At 58.7% G+C, this 22,565-nt stretch carries 21 protein-coding genes, 1 tRNA gene and 1 pseudogene; 9 read left to right on the forward strand and 14 right to left on the reverse strand.

Annotation, left to right across the window (positions count from 1 at the left end; genetic code table 11):
* Nucleotides 1-124: 124 nt before the first annotated feature.
* Both IQ241_RS12535 and IQ241_RS25980 read right to left on the reverse strand, forming a co-directional pair.
* Entirely contained in the window at nt 125-334 is a 210-nt protein-coding gene (locus IQ241_RS12535; RefSeq protein ID WP_193907598.1) for a HigA family addiction module antitoxin, read from the reverse strand.
* Nucleotides 327-542, reverse strand: a pseudogene (locus tag IQ241_RS25980) (type II toxin-antitoxin system RelE/ParE family toxin); the annotation flags it as partial. The pseudogene IQ241_RS25980 and the gene IQ241_RS12535, both read right to left, overlap by 8 nt.
* Before the next feature lie 74 nt (nt 543-616).
* On the opposite strand from IQ241_RS25980, the gene IQ241_RS12545 reads away from it, so the two are divergent.
* Complete coding sequence (locus tag IQ241_RS12545; protein ID WP_193907600.1) at nt 617-1,024, forward strand: peptide chain release factor 1; 408 nt, start codon at nt 617-619, stop codon at nt 1,022-1,024.
* Nucleotides 1,025-1,052: 28 nt separating this feature from the next.
* Here the strand turns inward: IQ241_RS12545 and IQ241_RS12550 are convergent, their stop codons facing one another.
* The 5 genes from IQ241_RS12550 to IQ241_RS12570 all read right to left on the reverse strand — a co-directional run bounded on the left by IQ241_RS12550 (nt 1,053) and on the right by IQ241_RS12570 (nt 8,678).
* On the reverse strand, nt 1,053-2,849 hold the full coding sequence (locus IQ241_RS12550; RefSeq protein WP_228021640.1) for a ShlB/FhaC/HecB family hemolysin secretion/activation protein: 1,797 nt from the start codon (nt 2,847-2,849) through the stop codon (nt 1,053-1,055).
* Nucleotides 2,850-2,976: 127 nt separating this feature from the next.
* Entirely contained in the window at nt 2,977-3,663 is a 687-nt protein-coding gene (locus IQ241_RS12555) for an HAD-IA family hydrolase (RefSeq protein ID WP_193907604.1), read from the reverse strand.
* 27 nt (nt 3,664-3,690) lie between these two features.
* The gene (locus tag IQ241_RS12560; protein WP_193907606.1) at nt 3,691-4,872 is read right to left on the reverse strand and encodes an NAD(P)/FAD-dependent oxidoreductase; all 1,182 of its coding nucleotides are present in this window, start codon (nt 4,870-4,872) and stop codon (nt 3,691-3,693) included.
* A 103-nt stretch (nt 4,873-4,975) separates the two neighbouring features.
* On the reverse strand, nt 4,976-6,838 hold the full coding sequence (locus IQ241_RS12565; RefSeq protein WP_193907608.1) for a DUF3685 domain-containing protein: 1,863 nt from the start codon (nt 6,836-6,838) through the stop codon (nt 4,976-4,978).
* 13 nt (nt 6,839-6,851) lie between these two features.
* Nucleotides 6,852-8,678, reverse strand: a complete 1,827-nt coding sequence (locus tag IQ241_RS12570; protein ID WP_193907610.1) for a coiled-coil domain-containing protein — start codon at nt 8,676-8,678, stop codon at nt 6,852-6,854.
* A gap of 367 nt (nt 8,679-9,045) precedes the next feature.
* Between IQ241_RS12570 and IQ241_RS26540 the strand changes: the two genes are divergently transcribed.
* Nucleotides 9,046-9,753, forward strand: coding sequence for a DUF433 domain-containing protein (locus tag IQ241_RS26540; protein WP_193907612.1), 708 nt, complete (start codon nt 9,046-9,048; stop codon nt 9,751-9,753).
* Nucleotides 9,750-10,181 carry a PIN-like domain-containing protein gene (locus tag IQ241_RS12580; protein ID WP_193907614.1) on the forward strand — a complete coding sequence of 144 codons (432 nt, stop codon included), beginning with the start codon at nt 9,750-9,752 and terminating at the stop codon, nt 10,179-10,181. Before IQ241_RS26540 ends, IQ241_RS12580 begins: the two co-directional genes overlap by 4 nt.
* 31 nt (nt 10,182-10,212) lie before the next feature.
* Here IQ241_RS12580 and IQ241_RS12585 read toward each other — a convergent pair.
* A tRNA-Arg gene (locus IQ241_RS12585) sits at nt 10,213-10,285 on the reverse strand.
* A gap of 141 nt (nt 10,286-10,426) precedes the next feature.
* On the opposite strand from IQ241_RS12585, the gene IQ241_RS12590 reads away from it, so the two are divergent.
* The 3 genes from IQ241_RS12590 to IQ241_RS12600 all read left to right on the forward strand — a co-directional run bounded on the left by IQ241_RS12590 (nt 10,427) and on the right by IQ241_RS12600 (nt 12,049).
* Complete coding sequence (locus tag IQ241_RS12590; protein WP_193907616.1) at nt 10,427-10,657, forward strand: Npun_F0813 family protein; 231 nt, start codon at nt 10,427-10,429, stop codon at nt 10,655-10,657.
* A complete protein-coding gene (locus IQ241_RS12595) occupies nt 10,623-10,910 on the forward strand; it encodes a hypothetical protein (RefSeq protein WP_193907618.1) in 288 nt (95 codons plus the stop codon). Before IQ241_RS12590 ends, IQ241_RS12595 begins: the two co-directional genes overlap by 35 nt.
* A 101-nt stretch (nt 10,911-11,011) precedes the next feature.
* Nucleotides 11,012-12,049, forward strand: a complete 1,038-nt coding sequence (locus IQ241_RS12600; RefSeq protein WP_193907620.1) for a hypothetical protein — start codon at nt 11,012-11,014, stop codon at nt 12,047-12,049.
* A 61-nt stretch (nt 12,050-12,110) separates the two neighbouring features.
* On the opposite strand, the gene IQ241_RS12605 is transcribed toward IQ241_RS12600, so the two are convergent.
* The 3 genes from IQ241_RS12605 to IQ241_RS12615 form a co-directional block, all read right to left on the reverse strand.
* Nucleotides 12,111-13,397: a glutamyl-tRNA reductase gene (locus tag IQ241_RS12605; protein WP_193907622.1), complete on the reverse strand. Its 1,287-nt coding sequence runs from the start codon at nt 13,395-13,397 to the stop codon at nt 12,111-12,113.
* 126 nt (nt 13,398-13,523) lie between these two features.
* Nucleotides 13,524-14,561: a class II fructose-bisphosphatase gene (gene glpX, locus IQ241_RS12610; RefSeq protein ID WP_193907638.1), complete on the reverse strand. Its 1,038-nt coding sequence runs from the start codon at nt 14,559-14,561 to the stop codon at nt 13,524-13,526.
* A gap of 120 nt (nt 14,562-14,681) precedes the next feature.
* The gene (locus IQ241_RS12615; protein ID WP_193907624.1) at nt 14,682-16,415 is read right to left on the reverse strand and encodes a DUF3352 domain-containing protein; all 1,734 of its coding nucleotides are present in this window, start codon (nt 16,413-16,415) and stop codon (nt 14,682-14,684) included.
* 155 nt (nt 16,416-16,570) lie between these two features.
* Here IQ241_RS12615 and menA point away from each other — a divergent pair, with 155 nt between their 5' ends.
* From menA to IQ241_RS12630, 3 genes are read left to right on the forward strand one after another with little or no spacing between them, the layout of a single operon-like run.
* Nucleotides 16,571-17,479, forward strand: coding sequence for a 2-carboxy-1,4-naphthoquinone phytyltransferase (gene menA / locus IQ241_RS12620; protein WP_193907626.1), 909 nt, complete (start codon nt 16,571-16,573; stop codon nt 17,477-17,479).
* 27 nt (nt 17,480-17,506) lie between these two features.
* Nucleotides 17,507-18,487 carry an o-succinylbenzoate synthase gene (locus IQ241_RS12625; protein ID WP_193907628.1) on the forward strand — a complete coding sequence of 327 codons (981 nt, stop codon included), beginning with the start codon at nt 17,507-17,509 and terminating at the stop codon, nt 18,485-18,487.
* Nucleotides 18,472-19,920: an AMP-binding protein gene (locus IQ241_RS12630; RefSeq protein ID WP_228021642.1), complete on the forward strand. Its 1,449-nt coding sequence runs from the start codon at nt 18,472-18,474 to the stop codon at nt 19,918-19,920. Before IQ241_RS12625 ends, IQ241_RS12630 begins: the two co-directional genes overlap by 16 nt.
* Here IQ241_RS12630 and IQ241_RS12635 read toward each other — a convergent pair.
* From IQ241_RS12635 to IQ241_RS12645, 3 genes are all read right to left on the reverse strand, one after another.
* Nucleotides 19,871-20,296, reverse strand: a complete 426-nt coding sequence (locus IQ241_RS12635) for an acyl-CoA thioesterase (RefSeq protein ID WP_193907630.1) — start codon at nt 20,294-20,296, stop codon at nt 19,871-19,873. The genes IQ241_RS12630 and IQ241_RS12635 overlap by 50 nt on opposite strands.
* A 10-nt stretch (nt 20,297-20,306) precedes the next feature.
* Nucleotides 20,307-21,944, reverse strand: a complete 1,638-nt coding sequence (locus tag IQ241_RS12640; RefSeq protein WP_228021643.1) for a M23 family metallopeptidase — start codon at nt 21,942-21,944, stop codon at nt 20,307-20,309.
* Nucleotides 21,944-22,565, reverse strand: a 622-nt coding sequence (locus IQ241_RS12645; RefSeq protein WP_193907632.1) for a biotin--[acetyl-CoA-carboxylase] ligase, incomplete at its 5' end; no start/stop codon positions are given. The genes IQ241_RS12640 and IQ241_RS12645, both read right to left, overlap by 1 nt.

The raw sequence follows: 22,565 nt of genomic DNA on the forward strand, positions 1-22,565 counted from the left end.
CTTCTCTAGGCCTGAATCGCTGTCTATTCGAAAATTTAGAAGTCATCTAATACTAAATAATCTTATGCAGGCAAATCTCACCTTCCCTGTAGGGTACGTTGCTCCAGGAAAACGCGCTCCCAAACTATTCCCGTACCAGGACAATTATCTCTTTGTCCAGCTGAGCGCCGATGGTGTCTTCAGCCATGTCTAAGTCGTAATCCATCTGTAGGCCCAGCCAGAACTGAGGTGCCATGTTGAAATAACGGGCCAGGCGTAGAGCTGTATCGGCGGTTACTCTACGTTTGCCATGGATGATTTCATTAATCCGGCGGGTTGGCACTCTATTGAGCATTGATGCGGATGCTATATTGACCTTCTCTGCTGTCCTTTAAACGCTCTAACCGATTTGCCGGTGGAATACGAAGATCTTGAAGGGTCGCTGCTCGATTGAGCATACGCAGTTTTCGTAGGGCAACCGGCTGAATTTCTGACGGCAATTTTCGTGAGCGCTTTCGCTCAAAAATTTTCTGAGTCTCTCCTGATATACTTGCATCGTTTATAGTGTTTGGCACACCACGAATGCCGATTACTGACAAGAAGGGAAACCTATCTGCTTGAGCCGTGACGAAGCTGCATGTCTAATCCGCTGCGATCGCTAAAATATTTGCCCTGGTCAATGCTATTTCAGGTGGCGGCCCTGACGGTTGCGATCGCGACCGCGATTGACATTCTGCTGGCGATCGCAATTGAGCAGTTTGGCCTCGGACGCCTGATTGTCAGCATCTTTCTGCTGCCCGACCTGCTGCCGCTGGTCGCCGCCTATGGGGTTGGGGCGCTGGGGACGGTTTTGCTAGAGCGGCTGTTTCGGCAGACCTTTATTACCAGCAATATTCTCTGGGCGCTGGTGGGCTGCCTGATGGTCATCCTGTGGGTAAAGTCGCTGCTGCCGATTCCGGCGCTCTGGGTCAGCCTGGACTACTTCAGTCTGATGGGCATGATCCTGGGCGTCTTTTGGCAAGGGCGGCGCTACTGGCGACGATAGTTTAATGCATTGACCCCACAGAAACGAGTTAAAAGGGCGTATAGCGAACCGAGAAATAGAAGCCATTGTCCTGTAAGCGGTCGCCCGAATTGTCGTCATCGATCAGCGGCAGGCCCCAGTCCAGGCGAGCACTAAAGTTGTCTCCCTGCTGCCAGAGCAGCCCCAGCCCAACGCCAACCAGCGTATCTGCGCGATCGCGATAGTTCCAGGCCGTGCCCAGGTCCACAAACGGCGTCACCTGTAATCGTCCGTCAATCGTCTCTATGCGCAGAATCGGCAAGCGCACTTCTGCCGACAGCAGCAGCCCGTTGTCACGCAGCAGCGCATCCTGCCGATAGCCGCGCAGGGTAGACTGCCCGCCCAGGCTAAACTGCTCGATGGCGAGCAGGTCAGTGCTAGCCAGCTGGGCACTGCCGCGTAAAAAGACCAGCAGATCGGGGGCCAGCCGTCGCACCCACTGGGCCTGACCGCGCCAGGCGAGAAACTGGCTATCGGGAGCCGCCGCCGACCGAGACGCGTCGAACAGGCCGATCCCCAGGCTAAACTGCGATCGCACTGCCATCACCTGGTTGGGCTGACGTCGAGACCAGGTTTGTGCAAACCGCAGTGCCGTCACCCGGGTAGTCCCGTTCGCGTTCGCTCCGGGTGAGAGCAACGGCAAAATCTCGCTCTCCTCAAGGCCGAGACCGAGCAGACTGCTCCCATCTCCGAGGCTGAGCTGGCTCTGTTGATGGGTCAAAGCTAGCTCCAGTCTCAGCTCTTGTGTCAGCCTGCTCAGCAGCGGCTGGCTGACTTCCAGCTCGGTATAAAAGCCATCGGCATTAATTTCAAAATTTTCAAATTCATCAGCGATCACGTGACTTTCAGATATGCCTGCGGCCAGCTGTAGCCGAGTGTTGTATGGGCTAAGTGGGACAGCGTAGCGAAAGTCGAGACTGCCGCTGCCGTCGGTGCGGGCATAGGTCAGAGAAATGCGATCGCCCAGTCCAGTTAGGTTAATATCACTCGCCGCCAGCTGCCGCCGAAAGCTGCCGACATTGGGCGAGCGCTGATTGTCCAAATTGACAGTGACCTCCACCGGATCGGCTTCGGTGACTGTAACCTGGAGCAAACTGCTCCCCGGCTCTGTTCCAGCCTGGAGATTGGCCGCAATCGTCTCAATCACCGGATCGCGCTGAAGCTTTTGCAATGCCGCCAGCAGCGCTTTGACATTTAAGGGAGGTGAGGCCACCAATCGCAAGCGGCTGAGAATGTAGGCGGGCTCGAGATGGGTTGTCCCCGTAATCACAATGTCCTCAAGCGTGCCCTCCGTCACCTGAATGGTGACCGTACCAGCCTCGACCGTCTGCGGTGGAATGAATGCGTTAGAGGTGAGGTAGCCTTGGTCAATATAGCGCTGGGTAATCGCCGCAGCGATGTTAGAAAGCTGGCTGAAGGTGATTTCGCGATCGCGATATTCGGCAAAGACAGCAGCAAAATCGGCATCGGTAAAAACGGTGCTGCCGATTAGCTGAAAGGACTCAACGTAAAACGTCGGTTCGGGAATGACCGTGCCTCCTCGCCGGGCTGGCACTACCCTATCCAAAGGTGAGGGGGCCGGGACCAGCAGCTCTGGTGCGGGTAGCGCTGGGGACTCTGCTGGGGACTCTGGCAGCGACAGTTCCTCCGGTGGAATCAGTTCGGGCGGCGGGTCACCGCTATTTGTTGGAATGTAGATATCGGGGTTGACAGGCGGTGGCGCTGCTTGCGCCCAGGCAGCAGAAAACCCACAGCCAACCACAGCAAGCTGGATAAAATAAACCCAAACAGTCCGTAATGAACCCAAAATGAAGCTTCAATAAAGCTGCATAGAGAACGCGCTACCCTCTATCGTTCCCAATTCATCAATTTATTTACATATTTATGACATCCGTTCGGAAGTTTTTAGTCGGTCTCTAGGTCCCCGGATGCCCCTATCGACGGCTGCCCGATGGAGATGTAGCGGCTGTCTCCAAAGCCGGTCGCTTCAGCAAAATCGCCTTCAGTCCTGCCGTCCTAGCCCCCTCATAGTCCTCCCGGCGGCTGTCGCCCACGTGCCAGGCCAGCTCAGGCCCACAGTCATGCTTCTGGATCGCCTTTTGAAAAATGAGCGGGTCGGGCTTGACCGCGCCAGCCTCGGCCGACAGCGTCACCGACTTAAAGTAGGACACCATTCCTAGCGCCTCCAAAACCGAGTAGAGCCGCGAGTCAAAGTTAGAAATAATTCCGAGCTCAATTCCCATCCCCTGCCAGCGCTGAAGAGACGGCAGCGTGTCTGGGTAAACTTGCCAGGGAGCCGCCGTTGTGAAATAGGTATAGACATCGTCAAAAAAGGTATCAAAGTCAGCGAACTGCTCGAGTCCCCTGGCTCGCTCAAACGTTTGCCGGACAATCGTTCTCCACCAGCGATACTCCAACCCCGGCACGTTAGTCGCTGGTACATCTGGAAAAGCCATCTTCTCAGCCGCCGCAAAGCTCTTGTGAAAGGCCCAGTCTAGCGTTGCCGGATCGACCTCAACCCCAGCCGTCCGAGCCAGATCGCTGTAGACCAACCCAACCGTTCCCTTCACCCCAAACAGCGTCCCCACTGCATCCAAAAAAATGACCTTAGGATATTCCATTCCCCCTCAACCCGTCCCCCTCTGCCCTCAAGAAGCCGACAGCAAATCCCTCAGCGGCTGCCCCACCCAGTTCAGCCCCACCCGAATCTGATGCTCCAGCGTCGGCATCCGATACAGATAGGTCAGTCGCCTTACCACGTGAGCCAGTCCGCCGTCCAGCTTGACTCCCAGTCCAGCCAGGGTCGCGTCGTCACTGCCGAGGGTCATCATCTCACCCAGGTGCTGATAGCGGAAGGGCAGCAGCGGTCGCTGGGTCAGGGTTGCCCAGACATTCCAGGCGACATAGTCAGCCTGCTGTAGTGCGGCTTGGGCCGTGGGCGGGACAAGCTTACCGTCAGCATCACGACCGTCAGCCAGGTCCCCTAGCGCAAACACATTGGCCTCACCGGCAACCTGTAGAGTCGGCTCGACCACCAGCTGCTGCCGGTCGTTGCGCGGCAGCGGCAGCGCATCAAGCACCGGGTTAACGCGGCTACCCACCGTCCATAGAACAATATCCACCAGCAGCGTATCGATTTTGTCCTGGAACTGGAGCGACATGCTATCGGCCGTTACCTCAGTCACCGTTGTTTCGTAGTCGATCCAGATACCCTTTTCAGATAGGGCCTTTTGCGCCGCTTTTTGATTAAACGCGGGCGAGTTTTGCAGAATTTCACCGGCTCGCTCTATGATCCGAATCCGGCCCCGTGACCCCAGCCGCTCAGCCAGTTTGCAGGCTAGCTCAACCCCACTGTAGCCCCCGCCCACGACCGCCACTCGAATTTTCTCGGCATCGGAGCTTTCGAGCATCCGCAGGCGCTCCTGCAGCCGGTAGGCATCTTCCAAAACCCGAAAGGGAATGGCATGTTCGGCAGCGCCAGCGGCCATATCCATCGGCGTTTCGCTCCCCAGCGCCAGCACCAGTCGGTCATAGGCCAGGCGTTCACCATCGTCTAAGCTGACCTGATTGGCCGTTAGGTCAATGCGCTCAACCCCGCTCTGGTGAAAGCGGACACCTGTATTGGTCAAAATCTCTTCGTAGGGGGGCGCAATTTCCCAGGTTTGCAGCTCGCCGGTGACGAGTTCGTAGAGCAGCGGTGAAAAGAGAAAGCGATCTCGCTGGTCCACCAGCACAATCTCGGGCTGATGGGTGTCCCAGTCTAATTTGCTCAGGCTCAGGGCCGTATAGAGGCCGCCGAAGCCGCCGCCCAAAATGCAGATGCGGGTCATGGGGAAGGGAGTTGAGGACGTTATTCAGGATAGCAAAGTCGCCCCGAATTAACCGCCGTCTAAGCTGGTGGACCAAAACGGGGGGGCAGATCATGGGCCTGGGTCATTCCCACTCGTTAAATTTGCGTTCTGGTTCCCGGTCTCTAGGTCGGCGCGGACGGCCGCGGCTGTCCTGCCAGGCGCTGCCGACGCCTTTGAGAATGCCGCGTCCGACCAGGCCAATGCCGCGTCCGACGACCTCGGTTAGCACATAGACCAGACCGCTGCCGACAAAGGCGATCGCGGCTCGCACCCTGGGCGCCAGCGCATCGCGGGCTTCGAACGCCAGCGTTGTCGCCCACTGTAGGCCAGAAAGCTGGTTGAGCTCATCTCGCCGGGGGGCGTAGACTGAGGTTTCAGTAATTCCCGCGGCGGTCAGGATAAAGAGTCGGTAGCGGCTTTCAAAAATGGCCTTAGGCTGGGCCACCCACTGGTCCCAGCGATAGCGCCAGGCCAGTTCGTTGCGAAATCGCTCAATCTCTCGTGAAGACATCAGGCGACGGCTGTAGAGGCTCTTTTTAATGGGTTCGACGTCGGAGAGGCGATTGAGCAGCGGCTGCATGACCGCATTGCCCACCTGGATGATTAGATTTTCTAGCAGTATTTCGCTATGGCGGATGGCCTCCGGCGTCGTCGCTAGGTAGGGCGCTCCGTCGATCAGCAGCGGTTCCTGAAACAGCCAGTGCCCCAGCAGGCTGGGGACCAGGGGAATCGGCTCGAGGATTTCGGCTTTGACGATGGGTTTTTCCTGCTGAATCAGCGACACCACGGCTTCCTCGACACCGCTGATTTGCACGGTATAGTATTTGCCAAAAAACTCGATGACAACGGTATCCCACAGGTCTTCTAGCACCGGCCGCGACCGCTCGGGCAGCTGCCCCGGCTGCACTTGGGAATGGCGTAAGTCCTCGAGCCGATCCTCCAGCTGACGCAGCACAATGTAGAGCAGCTCTCGCTTTTTTTCGACTCGCAGAATATCGATCTCCAGGGGCACATCGCTGACGTTTTCTAAGCGGCGCTGAAGCTTCCGAAAGACGCCTTCAAAAACGGTGGCCTGTACGTCAGCCGGGTCAGCCTGGAACCGGCCTGGAGCCGCCGCGACTAAGGCTGATGGGAGTGGCAACAGGGCTGTGCCAGTCTGGCGGGATTGGCTTTCAGACTCAGAGCGGGGCAGCCAGGCAGCGCTATCCGGGGTATCGGTTCGGCGGGTGAGATCGTCGAACCGCGGCGTGGCCCAGAGCTGACCCACGAGCCAGCGCGCCGCCCGCAGCTCCCGGCGCTTACCGTCTACGATGGCGCGATTAATCCAGTAGCGCGGCTGGGCAATCGTCTCTAGGTCGGCTAGCGTTTGGTCGATTTGCTGCATGGCCGAAAGCCGCAGACTGATCCGCATTGCGGTCAGCGGGCCTGGAATGGCGGGCGGCTCGGCTGAAAAGTCGCACCTCGACTGCCGCTCGGGCAGCGGTAGTCGTCCCGGCTCCCCCGCTGCTACCCGCCGAATCAGCTGCGCTAGCTGCCGCACTGGCATCCCCCGAGCCCCGTAGCCATCGGCCCCAACCTGGGCAGCGGCAGCCTGCAATACGGGTTCTAGCTGAGCGCTCAGCACCAGCACCGGCAGCTGGACAAACTCCGTCTTGATCTGCTGACAGAGTCGCAGCCCCGGCATCGCCTCGGGGTCGCCCGCCCCCAGCCCCAGATCTAAAATAACTAGGTCAATCGGCTGGGCCGCAACCGCTCGCAATTCAGGCTGGTCAAGGCTGCGCTCGAAGGACTGACGGCGCGATCGCAGAATATCTAGCGTCTCTGCCCCAGTGCTGGCTTCAGCCACCACCTGAAACTCGTTGAGCTGCTCTAGCCAGACGCGCAGACCCAACCGAAAAACCGGATCTTCGTCTACCAGCACGAGTTGCAGGGGGCGATCGCTCATGCGGGGCTAGGGGTTACCACTCTCCGTAGTAGTCATCTTCGTAACCCTCATCGTACTGCTCGTAAGGCGCTTCGTCGTAATAGTCATCGTAGACGGGCGCTTGCAGCGACCGAATATACGCTCGGTCGGCATCCCAGATCGCGATTGAGTTCTGGGCTTCGCGGTAGAGGGCGCGTCCGGCCCCAATTTGAGCGGCCAGGTTGATCGCTGCCGTCAGGCTGCCCTCGGCGGCCAAGGCCTCGGCTTCCCGCAGGATCGGCCGATCTTCAGCCACCTGCACCTGGTAAGTCCAGTCGCGAACCGACGCCTGGGCCTGGTCGTACAGGGCGCGGCCCTTTTCAATCTTCTTCGCTGCGGCGATTGCCTGCCGCAGTTTGCCACCGCTGGCCAGCTTCACCGCCTGGTCTAAAATTGGCTGGTCTTCGATCACTTCGATCCGGTTGGCCCAGGCTGCAATTTTAGTCTGGGCGTCGATCCGCATGGCCCGTCCTAAGGCAATCTGGCTGGCTTTCTGAATCGCTGCTTGCAAGTCAGGAATTCGGTCTTTGGCCGCGAGCCTTGTCGCTGCGGTGAGGATTGGCCGGTCTTCTAGTCGCTCAATTTCTTTACGCCAGTGGGAAACCAGCGTTTGAGCCCGGACCCGCTGGAGGCGGTTTGGCGGTATGGTCTGGGCTTTGGCGATAGCCAGGCGGTAGGTCGGCTCCTGGCCAAACTGAGCCAGCGCATTGGCAAACTGGAGCCGGGAGGTATCTTCTAGCTTTTGCTGCCATTCTATGAGGCTGGCCTGGGCGTCTGCATAGAACGGGCTGGATGGCGAAACCTGCTGCACCGCCTGAATCGCCTCGATTAGGTTGAGCATCTGACCGTAGGTCGGAATCCACTGGTCGTAGGGATCGACGGCTAGTCGCTGGGCATGGCCATAGCGCAGCAGATCCTGGGCCTCGGGGGTAAGGGCGAGATCGGCGGGTACCGCCTGCACCGCCGCTAGGGCCGCCTCGATATCTTCTGCCTCCCATTTTTCAAAGCTGTACTGGAGGACGGTTTCAGCCCAGCTATCGATATTTTCTTTGGCTTCTGACCAGGCCCGACTCTGCAAATCGACCGTTTGAGCCAGCGAGATCGCCTGTCCTAGCTGGGCAATATCGCCGGTCTCAGCCAGTTTCTGGGCCTGGTCCAGCTGGGCGCGGGCCGTTCGCTCCCGCTGGAGCTCGGCTTGGAGCTCGTCGTGTCGGGTCTGCACCCAGTAGTCACTCTCCAAAATTTTGAGACCCTGAAGCGCCTTTTTGGCGCCGTCCCAGTCACGGCTTTGGATGGCTCGCTCCACTTTCTCAGCGATGTCGTTACCGGCCTTCCACTCATCCTGCCAGGCCGCGATCGCGCTTTCCACTTCGGGATAAACTGCCGCGCGTTCGGGAATCTGCTGCGCTAGCTCCAGCGCTCGGCTGAGATTACCCTGCTGTACCTGCTGCTCCAAAACCTGGAGCAGGGCCTGGGACCAGCGGTTAATCAGCGCCTGCGATTCTTCATAGAGTGGATGGGTTTCGGTCCAGGGTGTCACCAGATTGATCGCCGCTACCAGCTCTTCGGTTGAACCCGATTCAATCTCAGCTTTGGCGCAGTAGAGTCGCTCGTTATCGGTGCTGAAGCCCGACATCTGCTGGCAGTCCGGCAGGGGCGGAATGCGAGTGAGCCAGACCACCGCCCATAGCGCAATTGTGCTAGAGCCAACCAGAATGCTTAGCCACAGCAGCGGCCAGCCCCACACCGCCAGCCGCGACCGGCGGCCCGGCTGATGAATGGTCGAGTCGATGGGTTGAGTCTGCGGTGGGGTAGATGTCATGGGAGAAACAGTCGCCGTATTTCGGCGGCGATGCTCGGCAAACTGCTGAGCATCACCGTAGAACCCTAAAATTTGCTGATATTGTAGTGGTAATTGGCCTACTTTCTCGCCTATTCCTAAAAAATAGGCAATCGCCTATAGCGACCAGCCTGCTAGAGGCTTCCTGAGCCGGCCCAATATTGCCATGGTTGCCCGCGATTGCATCTCAGCTGAAGCTGACCCACTGGCAGACCCGCCCGACTAGCTAATCGAAATTCGCTACCAAGACTTGTCCATCATCTATGCTAGTAGTGAAACAATATCTATCCTCGGCAATTTTTCAGCTCTCACCGTAGAGTCTGTGATCGCCATGACTCAGCAGCGATAAATGGCCTCCACTCACGATTCGCTCGATATCCGTAACGTAGCGACTTACCCAGTTGCAGATGCGGCTCGCTACTTAGCTATTCCAGCGGGTACATTGCGGTCGTGGCTACACGGGCGCTCATATCCGACGACAAATGGCACCCGGTATTCCGAGCCGTTAATTCTTCTGCCTGATATCAATAATCCTCAGCTCTCATTTACGAACTTGGTAGAGGCTCATGTTTTAAGAGTCATTCGTCAAAATCACCAGATTCGATTGGATAAGGTTCGGACTGCCTTGGATTATGTGGAGCAAAAGTTTAGACTGCCTCATCCCTTAGCTCGAATCCAATTCCAGACAGACGGGATGGATTTGTTTCTAGAGTCGGTAGGCCAGCTGCTCAATGCCTCTAGACATGGTCAGCTGGCTATGCAAAAAACCTTGCGGCATCTGCTCGAGCGCATAGAGTGGGATCAAGAGGGACTAGCGCAGCGCCTATTTCCATTGGTTCAGCTACAGCGGGCCGACGCCCCTCGGATACTAGTCATTGACCCTCGCATTTCTTTTGGTCGGCCTGTGATTGTCAACACTGGAATTCCCGTCGAGGCAATTATCGATCGGTTCAGGGCGGGTGAAGATTTAAAGGAATTGGCTGAGGATTACGGGTTCAGTCATCGGCAAATTGAGGAAGTCTTGCGATACGAAATAGCCTTGTCTAAGACCGCGTGAATCAAGAGAATCAGCCCACTTTTTTCATCGATCGGGCCTTAGGCCGGAAAGCCATCGCAGGAGGGCTCCGTAAAGCTGGTGCTACCGTCGAGATCCATGATGATCATTTTCCTCCAGAAGCTCTGGATGTTGAGTGGCTACCGATTGTTGGGCAGCGGGGATGGTTAATTTTGACTAAGGATGGTGGGATTGGTCGTAGATTACTAGAGCAAATTTCGGTAGCGACTTCAGAAGCAAGGGTTTTCGTTCTTTCCTCAGGTAATCTGACCGGTTCGGAGATGGCTGAAATCTTTGTATCTGCGCTGTCCAGGATGCAGCGATTTGCCTTGGGCAATCCTCAGCCCTTCATTGCCAAGGTCTACAAGTCAGGAACTGTTCGGATGTGGCAGTCGCGCAATCAGCTGCTGAAGTTGCTTAAACCACGTTAGTGACCAGGCTGATTCTGGAGTTAAGAAATAACGGGTCCTACTGGATTCGAACCAGTGGCCGACCGCTTAGAAGGCGGTTGCTCTATCCACTGAGCTAAGGACCCCCGACCAGACCCCGCTGAAGGCATTAGGCGGAGCAATACAGATTGTATCTATGATTTTTCACCTGAGGCAACTGGGTACCCTGAAAGTAATCGCTTTGCTCTGGTAGCTTTGCCAGCCCGACAGGAGTTTACTGCAGCGCCATGTTTATTCTAAAACGTTCCGACGTTGACATCACCACCATCCAGCATCCGACCAAAGCGCGTAAGCTGCCTGTCCTAGGCTACTATGGGCAAACCTTTCGGCTGCTCAGCGCCTTTGGGGCCGACCAGGAAAATGAAGCCCATGCCCTGTGGCGAGAGCTGACCGACCAGCAGGGCAAAGTTTGGCATTGCGGGAATGGTCGCCAACGCCGAGGTGACGGCCCAGAGTGACTTACAGATAGAGATTGTGGCGGCGGCCGATCTGGCTGAGCCGATGACCAATGAAGCTAGCAGCAGCGCTCCGGCAGTGATTGAGGCGATCGATCAGATGATGGCCCCGCTAGAGAATGTGATTGGCCTGCTGTACGTGATTGGCGACTGCATTCTGGTGGTGATGGCAGCCGCGATGCCTATGTCGAAGGCGCGCTTTGGGAAGTATCTGGATTTTCTCAGCGATCTTCTTTGCTTTGGGGGCGGTGGTTGAATACGGTATTTCCAGTCGTTCTCGCCGCGGCGGTCGCAGAAAAGCATAAGTCGGGCTTTAAGCTGTCATACTGGGAGTGATATTTAGGATGACCCAGCAGCATGGCTCCGCGAAAACTGTCTGACACAGACAAACGCGATATTATCGAGTTGTATAAACAGCCGAACGAAACCACATCGACCATTGCTGAGCAGTACGATGTCAGCAATAGTACGATCAGCCGGATTCTCAAAAGTACGCTGCCTGAAGCAGAGTACGGTGCCCTGATTGCCCAGAAGCGGCTAGCCGGGGCGGATAGAAGCGACGCTCAGACGGCCCAGACTCAGACCAAGTCCCGGCGATCGCGCCAGTCGGCCAAGTCCGAGGCCGCTGCGCCAGCCCCTCAGATCCAGCCGACCGCCAGCCCCGAGCCAGCGCCTGAGCCCGAGCCTACCGCCGCCAAAAAACCCGCCGCCGCGCCCAAGCTTAAGTCCGCCGCCGATCGCGCCGCAGCGGCAGATCCAGCCCAGGGGACGCAGCGCGCTGCCCGGAGCCGCTCAGATAGTGCTAACGATTCTACTCAGCTTTCCCTAACCGAAACAGCCCCCGAGACAGTCGAGTCCGAGCCTGCCAGCGTCGCTGAGAAATCGCCCCAGGCCCCGATCCTCAAAAAAGATCGAAAACCGGCGCGCGAGACCGAAGCGCTGGACATCGACTATAGCGATTTAGATGATGACGACCTCGACGACGACGACCTCGACGACGACCTCGACGACGACCTTGACGACGACGACTTTGATAGCAGTGAGGAGGACGACCGAGCTTTCTCACGGCGACAGGGCTCGGGCCTAGTCCAGATCATGCCCTTAGACCAGGCCGCGATGCCCAAGCCCTGCTATCTCGTGATCGACCGTTTGTCGGAGCTAATTACCCGACCGCTGAGCGACTTTTCTGAGCTGGGCCAAATTCCCAGCGATGAGGAAACCTCCCAGACGCTGCCGGTCTTTGAGAACCACCGCGTTGCCCGCCGCTTCTCCCATCGCAATCAGCGGGTCATCAAAGTGCCCGACGGCCGTCTGCTGACCAAGACTAGCCCCTACCTCCAGGCCAAAGGCATCACTCGCCTGCTGATTGATGGCCAAGTCTACGCCCTAATGTAAGTTTGGGCCTGAGGGTTGATCTGGGATTGTTTCCCGGGTGGGTAGGGGCATTGCTAAACCCCTACGAATATTTCTGGCTGGTCGATTCCAGGTTAAACAGCACCTGGAGGGTTTGCATCGCCTGGTCTCGGGCTTCGAGATCGCGCTGGGATCGCAGCTGCACCATCGGGTCGTGGAGAATTTTGTTGACGATACCGCGGGTGAGGGCTTCGACGACGCCCCGATGCTTCTCAGAAAATTCGCTTCCCAGGCGAGACATGGCTTTTTCTAGCTCCTGCTCGCGAATTGTTTCCACCTTGCTGCGCAGGCTGCTGATCGTTGGCACCGTATCGAGCGATCGCCACCAGTCCATAAACGCATCGACTTCTTCTTCCAGCAGCGTTTCGGCCTCCATCGCCATCTGGCGGCGGCTTTCCTGGTTTTGGGCAACCACGGCCTTGAGGTCATCGACGTTATATGCCTGTACATGGTCTAGCTCGTTGGCATTGCTGTGGACGTTGCGCGGCACGGCAATGTCGAAAAGCATTAGCGTTTTATCCCGACAGGCTGGGGCCAGGTTCTCGCGGTGCAGGATCGGATCGGTCGCAGCGGTACAGGTAAAGATAACGTCAGCCGCCGCTAGCGTCTCTAGCAGGGTTTCCAGAGTCGCGGTTTGAATACTGACGTCGCCAAACTGAGCGGCTAGCTCATCGGCCCGGCGCAGGGTTCGGTTGAGAATTGTGATCTGGTTGGCCCGCTTGGAGATCAGGTGCTGCACCAGCAGGCGGGCCATCTTGCCCGCTCCCAGAATGGCAATGTGGCAGTTGGTCAGGTCGGGGACCTTGGTCTGAGCCAGCTCGGCGGCGGCTGAGCTAATCGAAACGGCTCCGGTGCCAATGCTGGTTTCCGTCCGGACCCGCTTACCGGCTGTGATCGCGTCCTTCAGCAGCCGATTGAGTACTCGCCCAACGCCCTTATGCTGCTGGCCTAAACTGTGGGCATGTTTGACTTGAGAAAGAATTTGGCCCTCACCGAGGACTAGGCTATCTAACCCGGCCGACACGCGCATCAGGTGCATAATCGCATCTTGCTGAAGCAGCATAAACAGGTGCGGCCGCAGCTCAGACAGCGGTAGCTGCGCATAGTCTGAGAGGAATTGGAGGGCTTCGCGAAGGCCGGCCTCAGTTTCTGTGATCACCAGGTGCATCTCGAGTCGATTGCAGGTGCTGAGGATCGACACTTCCTGGATGTGGGGGCAGCTGGTGACCTGCGAGATCGCGTCGGCGGTCTGTGGGGTCGAAATGCTGAGCTTCTCGCGGACTTCGACCGGCGCGGTGCGGTGGCTGAGTCCGATGACGGCAATGTTCATTCTTCCTCCCAAAAGATGTTTGATAACTGTTTATTAATAGAGAAGCACTCCCCTGCTGGCTCTGGTCGAGCCGCAGGCAGGAGTGCCCAAAATCTAAACGAAGCTGACGATGAACCTACTGCGATCTTACTTGAGCTGGATGTATTTTGGCCGATCTTTCATGTGGACAGTGTCGATAAAGCGAGCCGTCCGTGACTGGCTGGAGATCACCAAACTTTGAGTGCGGTAGCCACCGCCGAAAAAGCGCACCCCTTCCATCAGCGTGCCGGGGGTAATGCCACAGGCCGCAAATAGCACCGTCTCACCGCTGGCCAGCTCTTCGGCGTTGTAGACCTTGTCGGGGTCGGTGATGCCCATAGACTTGAGCCGCTCCAGGTTAGACTCCTTGCTTTCGCCGATCAGACCGGTCTTGACCACCGCCGGGTCGTAAACTAGCTGTCCTTGAAAGTGGCCGCCCAGGCAGCGCATCGCCGCCGCTGAAATCACGCCTTCTGGTGCCGCCCCAATCCCCATCAGGGCATGCACGTTGGTTCCCGAAAAAGCGCAAGATAGGGCTGCCGACACGTCGCCGTCGCTGATTAGCCGCACCCGCGCTCCGGCATCGCGAATCTCCTGAATCAGCTCGTTGTGCCGCTCTCGCTTCATCACGATGACGACTAGCTCTTCGATCGAGCGTTCTAGGCATTCGGCCAGGATTTTCAGGTTTTCGGTCGCAGATTTACGAATGTCAACCTTGCCCCTGGCCGCTGCTGGGGCCGCCAGTTTGCGCATGTAAAAATCCGGTGCGGCAAACAGGCCGCCCTTTTCTGAAATGGCCAGTACCGCCATTGCCCCGGGCTGACCGTAGGCACAGAGGTTCGTCCCTTCGCAGGGGTCAACGGCAATGTCAATCTCGATCAGCTCATTCGGATTGCAGACCGCATCGGCGTCTTCACGGGTACAGATACCGACTTCTTCACCGATATAGAGCATTGGCGCATCGTCGCGCTCGCCTTCACCAATCACGATTTTGCCGCGCATGTGGATTTCGTTCATCCGCTCGCGCATCGCTTCCACCGCGACTTCGTCGGCAATGTCCTTTTCGCCTTTACCCATCCAGCGGGCAGATGCGATCGCGGCCTGCTCGACAACCTCAATAATTTCCAACCCGAGGGTGGTTTCCAACATTCCCTAATCCTCCAAACTGCTGATCTTGCGAGCTTTTACATACTCCGCCATCCGTTTTAAAGGATATCAGACGGCGGAACCAGGCGGACAGCATTAAGTTTTGTGAGATTGCTGAAATTAGGGCGTTTTCTCCCGAGCAAGCCTGACATAGATGTCATAGTTAACGCTGCGGTCGTCCTGGATAGCGGTGGTGACGCCTAGCGCTTCGATTGCCGAGGTAAAGGCGGTGTTGTCCTCATCCAGCGCCTGATCCAGCGGTGGAATGGGAAAGGCTGCCCCGAGCTGGTTGAGTGCCTGCAAATTGAGAAAGAAGTGGCCATTGTTCGGTTCTGGGGCGCGGCTGGTGAGGGTCTGAAACAGGCTGGTGGCAGCTAGCGGCCGTTCGGGTTGGGGCGACAGTACCCGATTGGCCCCGGCCCCGATCGCAAAAAAGGTGACATTGCCTTCCAGCCAGCCGTGGCTAAATTGAATGCCTTGAAAGGGTGAAATCCACTGGGTCACCGGGCTGCCGTTGCGGTCTGAACGGGTCACCTCAAAACGATAGCGACTGCGCATGACCTGATCGAGCTGAGACCAGGTGGCTTCAGCCGCGGCGCGATCGCTCGCCTGCACCATCAGCACCAGCGGCGCCATCTGCACTGGCAGGGCTGACTCTTCTCCGGCGGCGACGGGTACCGGCGACAGCAAACCCAGGGCAAATTCGCCATCGGCCCAAGGCATGATCGCGTCTTCCAGGTCGAGCCCGGTCTGATTTTGCAGCCCGGCCCTGAGACTGCTGGGGTCGGGCAGAAAGGGCAGGGGTGTCTCCGTACGGCTAAAGCGCTGCCAGAACTGCTGGAGATTGCCCCCAGACATCATCATCAGGGTGCTTTCGGGCAGATAGCGCGGCAGCTCGCCGGCCGAATTATCGAGGTCGGCATAGGTGATCTCGCGATCGGCCTGTAGCCAGCTCGTGCCCCGAAAGTGAATGCCGTCGGTGACGAGCGTCGCGGTTGCCCCAAAGCCCTGACTGCCCTGGAGCGGGACCACGCTGGCTGCCGGGTTGGCGCCAGCTTCGGCTCTCGCCTCAGCTGAACCCAGAACCTGCGTCGCAGCGGGAATGTTGACATAGATTTGGGCAAAGGATTGGGGTTCGACGATTCGCTGCATCGCCCTGCGATAGCCGGGAGTCTCCAGAATCGATGGATCGCCTTTATAGGTATCGATCGTTTGCTCAATGGCCTCAGCCGTACTGCCAACCAGCACCCAGTCCGAACCCAGTACAGCGGTCTCTAGGTCGCTAGCCGCACCACTAGAAGATTTTAGGGTCCGCACGGTAACATCCTTGTATTCTCGTTCTGCCCAGGCCTGTTCTGGGGGAGTCGGAGCAGCGGCTGTGAGCAGCGCTTGGGCCTGCTGCGGGTCGTCAATCGGCAGCACCATGACCACATTCTCGACAATCTGCGCCGTTGGCGTGGTCGGCGGTCGGCTGGGGTCGGGGTCGCCCTCGGGTAGAAAGGCTAGGGTGACGCGGTCTCCAACCCAGGGCCGAATATCCCGCTCGAAGCTGAGCCTATTCAGGGTGAGGACGCGATCGCGCCATTGCTCTAGCTGGTCGGTAAATTCTTGCTGCGTCGCCGGTGTGCCAAAGCGCTGTAGCTTGCTCCAGTCGCTTGCTTGGGTAGATAGGGTCAATGTCATCAGGGCCGGTTGCGGCACCAGCTGCATGCCGGTGGGCAGCGCCGTCTTTTGGGGCAGACGAGAGAGCAGCCAGTAGGCCAAGGCACCGCCGCCGATCAGGCCGACGGCGGCCCCGACCGTCAGCAGCAGCGGTGGTTTTTTAGGGAAAAACTGGACAGATTTCAGTCGCACGGGTGACAGCTCGCCCTGATATAGTCCTGCCCTGACAATTTAGCAGAGGTTTTGCGGCCTGCGCCGTCGCCTAGAGCATTAGTTTTTGTGACTAACTCAACCAAGAAGCCTAGGCAAACCGCTATGCTAGCCGTGAGCTTCTAAATCAGACCACTATGACCACCCAAACCCTTGGACCTGCCGACAAACAGCTGTGGCTGGCCGCGGCGAAGCCACCGATGTACGGCGTTGCCATTATGCCAATCTGCGTGGGCAGCGCGATCGCCTATGCCGAAACGGGGCTGTTCAATCTGAGTGTGTTTGCGACTTTTTTGCTAGCGGCGGTGCTGCTGCTAGTCTGGGAGAATCTCAGCAACGATGTCTTTGATGCTGAGACGGGAATTGACGTCAACAAGCATCACTCGCTGGTCAATCTGACCCGCAATCGAGGCCTGATTTTTGGGTTGGGCAATCTCTGTTTGGCGTTAGGCATTGCCGGCATTGTCTCGATTTCGCTCTGGCAGCGCGATCTGACCGTGCTGGGATTAGTCCTCCTGTGCTGTGTCCTGGGCTACCTATACCAGGGGCCGCCCTTTCGGCTGGGATACCACGGTCTGGGAGAAATTCTCTGTTTCTTGAGCTTTGGCCCGCTGGCGGTGGAGGCGGCCTACTACAGCCAGACCCAAAGCCAGTCGGCAGCAGCCTGGGTGGCCGCTGCGGTGATCGGCCTGACAACGACGCTGGTGTTGTTCTGCTCCCACTTTCACCAGGTTGAGGACGACCGGGCCGCGGGCAAGCGTTCGCCGATTGTGCGGCTGGGGACCCGGCGCGGGGCGGCACTGCTGCCCTGGGTCTGTGCTGTGGCTCTGGGGCTGGTGCTGGTCGCGATCGCGATAGGCTGGTTCTCTGCTTGGACGGCGCTTAGCCTGATTGGCCTGCTGCCTGCGATTGCGCTCTGTCGGCATGTTGGCCGGTATCACGACCAGCCTGCCCGAGTCAGCAACGCTAAGTTTTTGGCCATCCGGTTTCACTTTTGCAGTGGTCTATTGCTATGCCTCGGGGTTTTGCTGCCCGCGAGTCTTTGAGCCCAGCCCGCCGATTCAGGTTGCGCAATGGCCTACCGCTTTGAGTTTCGCCCCTATTGTCGGCCTTTTCGGCAGCCGCTGAAAACCCATCACGGGCTTTGGCAGCAGCGTGAGGGCATCATTCTCAAGCTCACCGATGACCGAGGCCGGGTGGGCTTTGGCGAGGTAGCCCCGCTGCCCTGGTTCGGGTCAGAAACTCAGGCCCAGGCCCTGGCTTTTTGCCAGGACATGCCGCCCCAGCTGGCCACAGATAAGGCCTTCTCAATTTTGCCGACGCTGCCAGCCTGCCAGTTTGGGCTTGAAGTTGCCGTCAGCAACCTGACCCGCCGCTGTCGTCGGCCCGAACTCGCACCGGCTCATTGCAGCGCCCTGCTGCCAACGGGTGAGGCGGCCCTGTCGGCTTGGGCGCCGCTGTGGTCGGCGGGCTATCGCACCTTTAAGTGGAAAATTGGCGTGGCCCCAGTGGCGATCGAGCTGGCCTGGCTCAGCCAGCTGATGCGGCAGCTGCCGCTGGGGGCAAGGCTGCGACTCGATGCCAACGGCGGACTCGATGAGCTGACCGCCCATCACTGGCTGAGCTACTGCGATCGCGGCGGCGGGCGAATTGAATTTATTGAACAGCCGCTGCCCCCCGGCGATTTTGCTGCTTTAGTGAAGCTGAGCCAGCGCTACCAGACGCCGATTGCGCTAGATGAGTCGGTGACGACCCTAGACCAGCTGAAGATGCACTGCTTTCGCGGTTGGCAAGGTATTTATGTGATTAAGGCCGCTATTTTAGGTCCTCCCAGCCGGCTGATTCAGTTTTGCACGGACTATCCCATCGATATTGTGGTGTCATCGGTGTTTGAAACCGACATTGGCCGTCAGACCCTGATTGACCTGGCTGCCGAGCTGGCCACGCTGCTGCCCCACTATCCCCGCCGCTCGCTGGGGCTGGGCACGCAGCGCTGGCTGCCCTGCGACGGGCTCGACGACCCGGACTGGGAAGCGCTATGGCAGCGGCTCTGATGCCAGCTGATAGTTCGCCGGTTGAGCTATGGCAGCGGCGGCGGTGGACGCCCTGGCTGCTGGATAGCCAGCCAGCGGTCCTAGCGACGGCGGTGGCGGCTCGGCGGCGACAGCTCCAGGCCCTTCAGCAAATCCATCCCCGGCCCCGAATAGTACTGGCGGAATCAGACCCGGTACAGTTCCTGGCAGGCTTTTTGGCGGCCTGCTTAGCGGGCTGCGATGTCGCTTTGGGCAATCCGGACTGGGGGCAACGGGAATGGCGGCAGGTCCAGTCTAAAATCAGCCCCCACCTCTGCTGGGGCGGTCCAGAGTTGCCAGAGTTGCCAGATTTAACGGTGTTGCCGGCGGTGGACGCCTTCGCCCCGCAGCCACCAGCCGATCGAACAGCCGTCATTCTGATTCCGACGGGTGGCACGGCTGGCTCGGTCCGCTTTGTCGTGCATCGCTGGCAGACCCTGCTGGCGGCAGTGCGGGGCTTCTGTGACGGGTTTGGCCAACCGGTCAATGCTTACTGCGTTTTGCCGCTCCATCATGTCAGCGGCCTGATGCAGGCGCTACGCACCTGGATCTCGGGCGGACAGCTGGTAACCCAGCCGTTCCGGTCGCTGGTCACCGGGCAAATTTTAGTTCCGTCACCCCAGGACTGGACGATCTCACTGGTGCCGACGCAGCTCCAGCGGCTGCTGTCCCAGGAGCGGTTGGCTCGATGGCTAGCTCAGTTTCGAACCGTGCTGCTGGGCGGGGGACCTGCCTGGCCTGACCTGCTCGCGGCCGCGCGCGGTCGCAAAATTCCCCTAGCTCTGACTTACGGTATGACCGAAACGGCCGCACTGGTCGCCGCGCTGATGCCCGATGAGTTTCTCCGAGGCCAAACTGGTGGCAGCAGCCTGCCCCATGCTCAGCTTCGCATTGTTGGCCCAGCCGGCGATTTGCCGCCCGGTGAAATCGGCCCGATTGCCATTCAGACCAGCTCTCTGGCTGAGGGCTACTATGGTGAACCGTCGCCTGCCTTTACGGAGGCAGGCTGCTTCTATCCAGACGATCTGGGCTATCTAGACGCGGCGGGCGGTTTGCATATTGTGGGCCGGGACAGCGACAAGATCATTACTGGCGGCGAAAATGTCTTTCCAGCAGAAGTTGAGGCGGCCCTGCGAGCGACCCGACAAGTTGCCGATGTCTGCGTGATTGGGCTGCCTGACCCGCAGTGGGGACAGGTGGTGACCGCTGTCTATGTGCCGGACAGCGATTGTTCTGAAGATTTGCCGACAGCCCTGAAGGCAGCCCTGGTTGGACAGCTCAGCCGCTATAAGCACCCTAAACGGTGGGTTGCGGTAGCGGCGCTGCCGCGCAGTCCCCAGGGCAAGCTCAGCCGTCCGGCCGTTCTCAAGCTGGCTCAGCATTCAGCCGCAGCCAGTCCAGCAGCGCCGTCGTAAGCGGGCAGCGCTGCCGCGATCGCGCCTGAATGCAAACATGCCGGGTCAGCGCCCGGGCGAGCGATTGGGCATCGCGCTGGAGGCGATAGTCAATTTCAAAGCTGTCGGGGCCGAGCTGCCGGGGCGAGAGGCAGACGGTGACGCGATCGCCGCAGTACAGGGGCCGGTAAAAGTCAGCAGCGGTGTGGACGATCGGGACCGCGATCGCGTTATCAGGGTTGCTGGCGTCGCTAAAAAACTGCCGCAGGTCGAACCCTGCCGCAGCCAGCGAAGCTTCGTAGGCTTCATGGCAGAGGGCCAGCAGATTGGCGAAATACATCACACCCGCAGCGTCGGTTTCCTCGAACCGAATGCTGCGGGTGTGGCAGAAAGGCACCGCGAGAAGGCTAGCTTGCGTTGGGCTGAGCCGGCCGGAAGGGAATTTGTAAGTCCAGCGGTGAGCGGCTATCAAACTGAGGTCCGCCGAGAGCGTTCGGGCCAGCAACAGCCGAATTGAGTGCCTGTAGCGGATTGTTCAGCCCCTGGGTGAGATTGGCCAAGGTCTGATAGATCAGATCGTCAGGATTGACCGCCACCCAGCCCTGGTCGGTGAGCTGCCTGAGTTCAAAGTGTAGGTGGGGACCGGTCGAATTGCCAGTGCTGCCTACCAAGCCTACGACTTCGCCCTTTTGGACTCGGTCACCCGGCTGCACCAGCAGCTGAGAAAGGTGAGCATAGCGACTTTCTAAGGTCTCGTCCTGGTCATGACGCAGCACCACCATCAGCCCGTAGCCGCCAGCATAGTCAGCAGAGGACACCTGTCCAGCCTGCGCGGCTAGCACAGGTGTCCCGAGTGGTGCACCAATATCGGTTCCAGAGTGAAACCGCTGAGTGCCGGAGATAGGATGAATCCGCCAGCCAAATAGGGACGTAATCGGCGCTGGAATCGACAGGGGGAAAATAAAGTTTTGCTGAGCCTGGAGACTAACCACGGGGAAAACCGACCGATTGTAATACTCCCGACCGGCAGCTGTCGTCGCCCCCGAAAAGCGGAGCCCTGCTGCGTCTAGGCTCACCGGTCCGACGTTAACAGAGGCATTGACATGGGGGGCACTGGGGGCAGGGCTAGAGGCTCTACCTGTTGTCACCGCTACGGGTGCCGGACCGCTGGTCACCGGTGCTGCTGGACTGCTGCAGGCTCCATTGGGCAACGATTGCCCCTGCCCGACCGTAAATTTGCAGCCGGTCGAGCGCTCCGAGAAGACGATATCCGGAGACTGGGTTTGGCCCACGCTGTAGTCAGTCGGATCGATAAATACGCTGCCATAGTCCGCTGGAACGTTTTCGGTGGTCCGAATTGACGGTGGCACAATGGGGTCGGGCTGGACTTCGGGGGCCGCCTGCGGGGCCTCAGAAGCTGTTGGAGCGGCAGGCGGAGCAGGTTCTGGGAAAAAGTCAGGCTTAGCGGCCTCGGGTGAAGCCGGTGCTGCCGGCGGCGTAATGTCAGTCAGGGCTAAGGCCGGACTCGTAGGCGCGGCTTCGGTCGGCTCGGGAACTGGCGTGGGGAGCGTTGCTAGACCATGAGTCGCAGCCATCGCGGGCGAGGCGATCAGAAAGTTAGAAAACGCAGAAGCGGTTTTGAACGCCTGATCGGCACCTGAGGACGCTTTCTCTTCAATCATCGGCAGCGCCACCGAGGACGCTGGATTGCTCTCCGAGACGGCGGCGGTAGGGACCGTGACAGCAGCCGTATCAGCGGCGTTGAGCTGCTGATTGAGCGGTGAAGGCGTCGGAGCAGTCGATATTTCTCTTTCTGTCGATATCTCTATTTCTGCTGATAAAGGCGATTCAACAGCCCATTCGGCGCTGGTCGCGCTGAGCGCAGCTGCCAGCGGGGTCGGCTGCTGTACCTGGGTCTCGGCAAAGCTGACCTGACTCCCCACTAACCCCAGGCCACCCAATAGGCCCAGACCGATAAATCGTAAAATTTTAGCGGAGCCCTGCGTAGGAACTCTATCGGTAGAACACCGTCTCTGATTCATCATCACTTAACTGCCTGCAATCCCAGATTATTGTAGCCTAGGCGGATCTCCCCTGGGCGAAAATGGGCCGTATATGCCGTATGAACGGACCCGGCTTCAAACCGCACCTGTAAATCTCCTGATTGGGAGACGCCTATAATTTGCCCAACTCGGTGACCCGACGAAACAGTGTCACCTAAATTCATCAGCCGCGACTCGTAGGCCCGGATCAGCGCTACCTGCCCATACCGCTGCTGGAAGCAGCATCCCTGCCAGATCCCCCGCAAAACAACCGCTGTTAGGGCTTCGATGCAATCCAGCGACGGTAGAAGACGCTGGTTCAAAATTTTACTAAACCCAATTCCGGTCTCGGGGACGGGATTGTGCCAATTAATTCCGACCCCAACCACAGCCTGCCGAATCTGGCCCTGCTCTACTCGGGCTTCGGTCAGAATGCCGCCGAGCTTCTGGCCCTGGTATACCAGATCGTTAGGCCATTTGATCTGTACCGGCAGGCCCAACCTATTCAGGGCCGTTACAATGCCCCAGGCGGTACAGCAGGTGAGCTGAGCGGCTGCGCTGACTGGCCAGTCAGGCATTAGCGCTAGCGAAAGGTATAGCCCCCCAGCTGACGACTGCCACTGC

The sequence above is a fragment of the Vasconcelosia minhoensis LEGE 07310 genome (assembly GCF_015207255.1).
Classification (GTDB): Bacteria; Cyanobacteriota; Cyanobacteriia; order Phormidesmidales; family Phormidesmidaceae; genus Vasconcelosia; species Vasconcelosia minhoensis.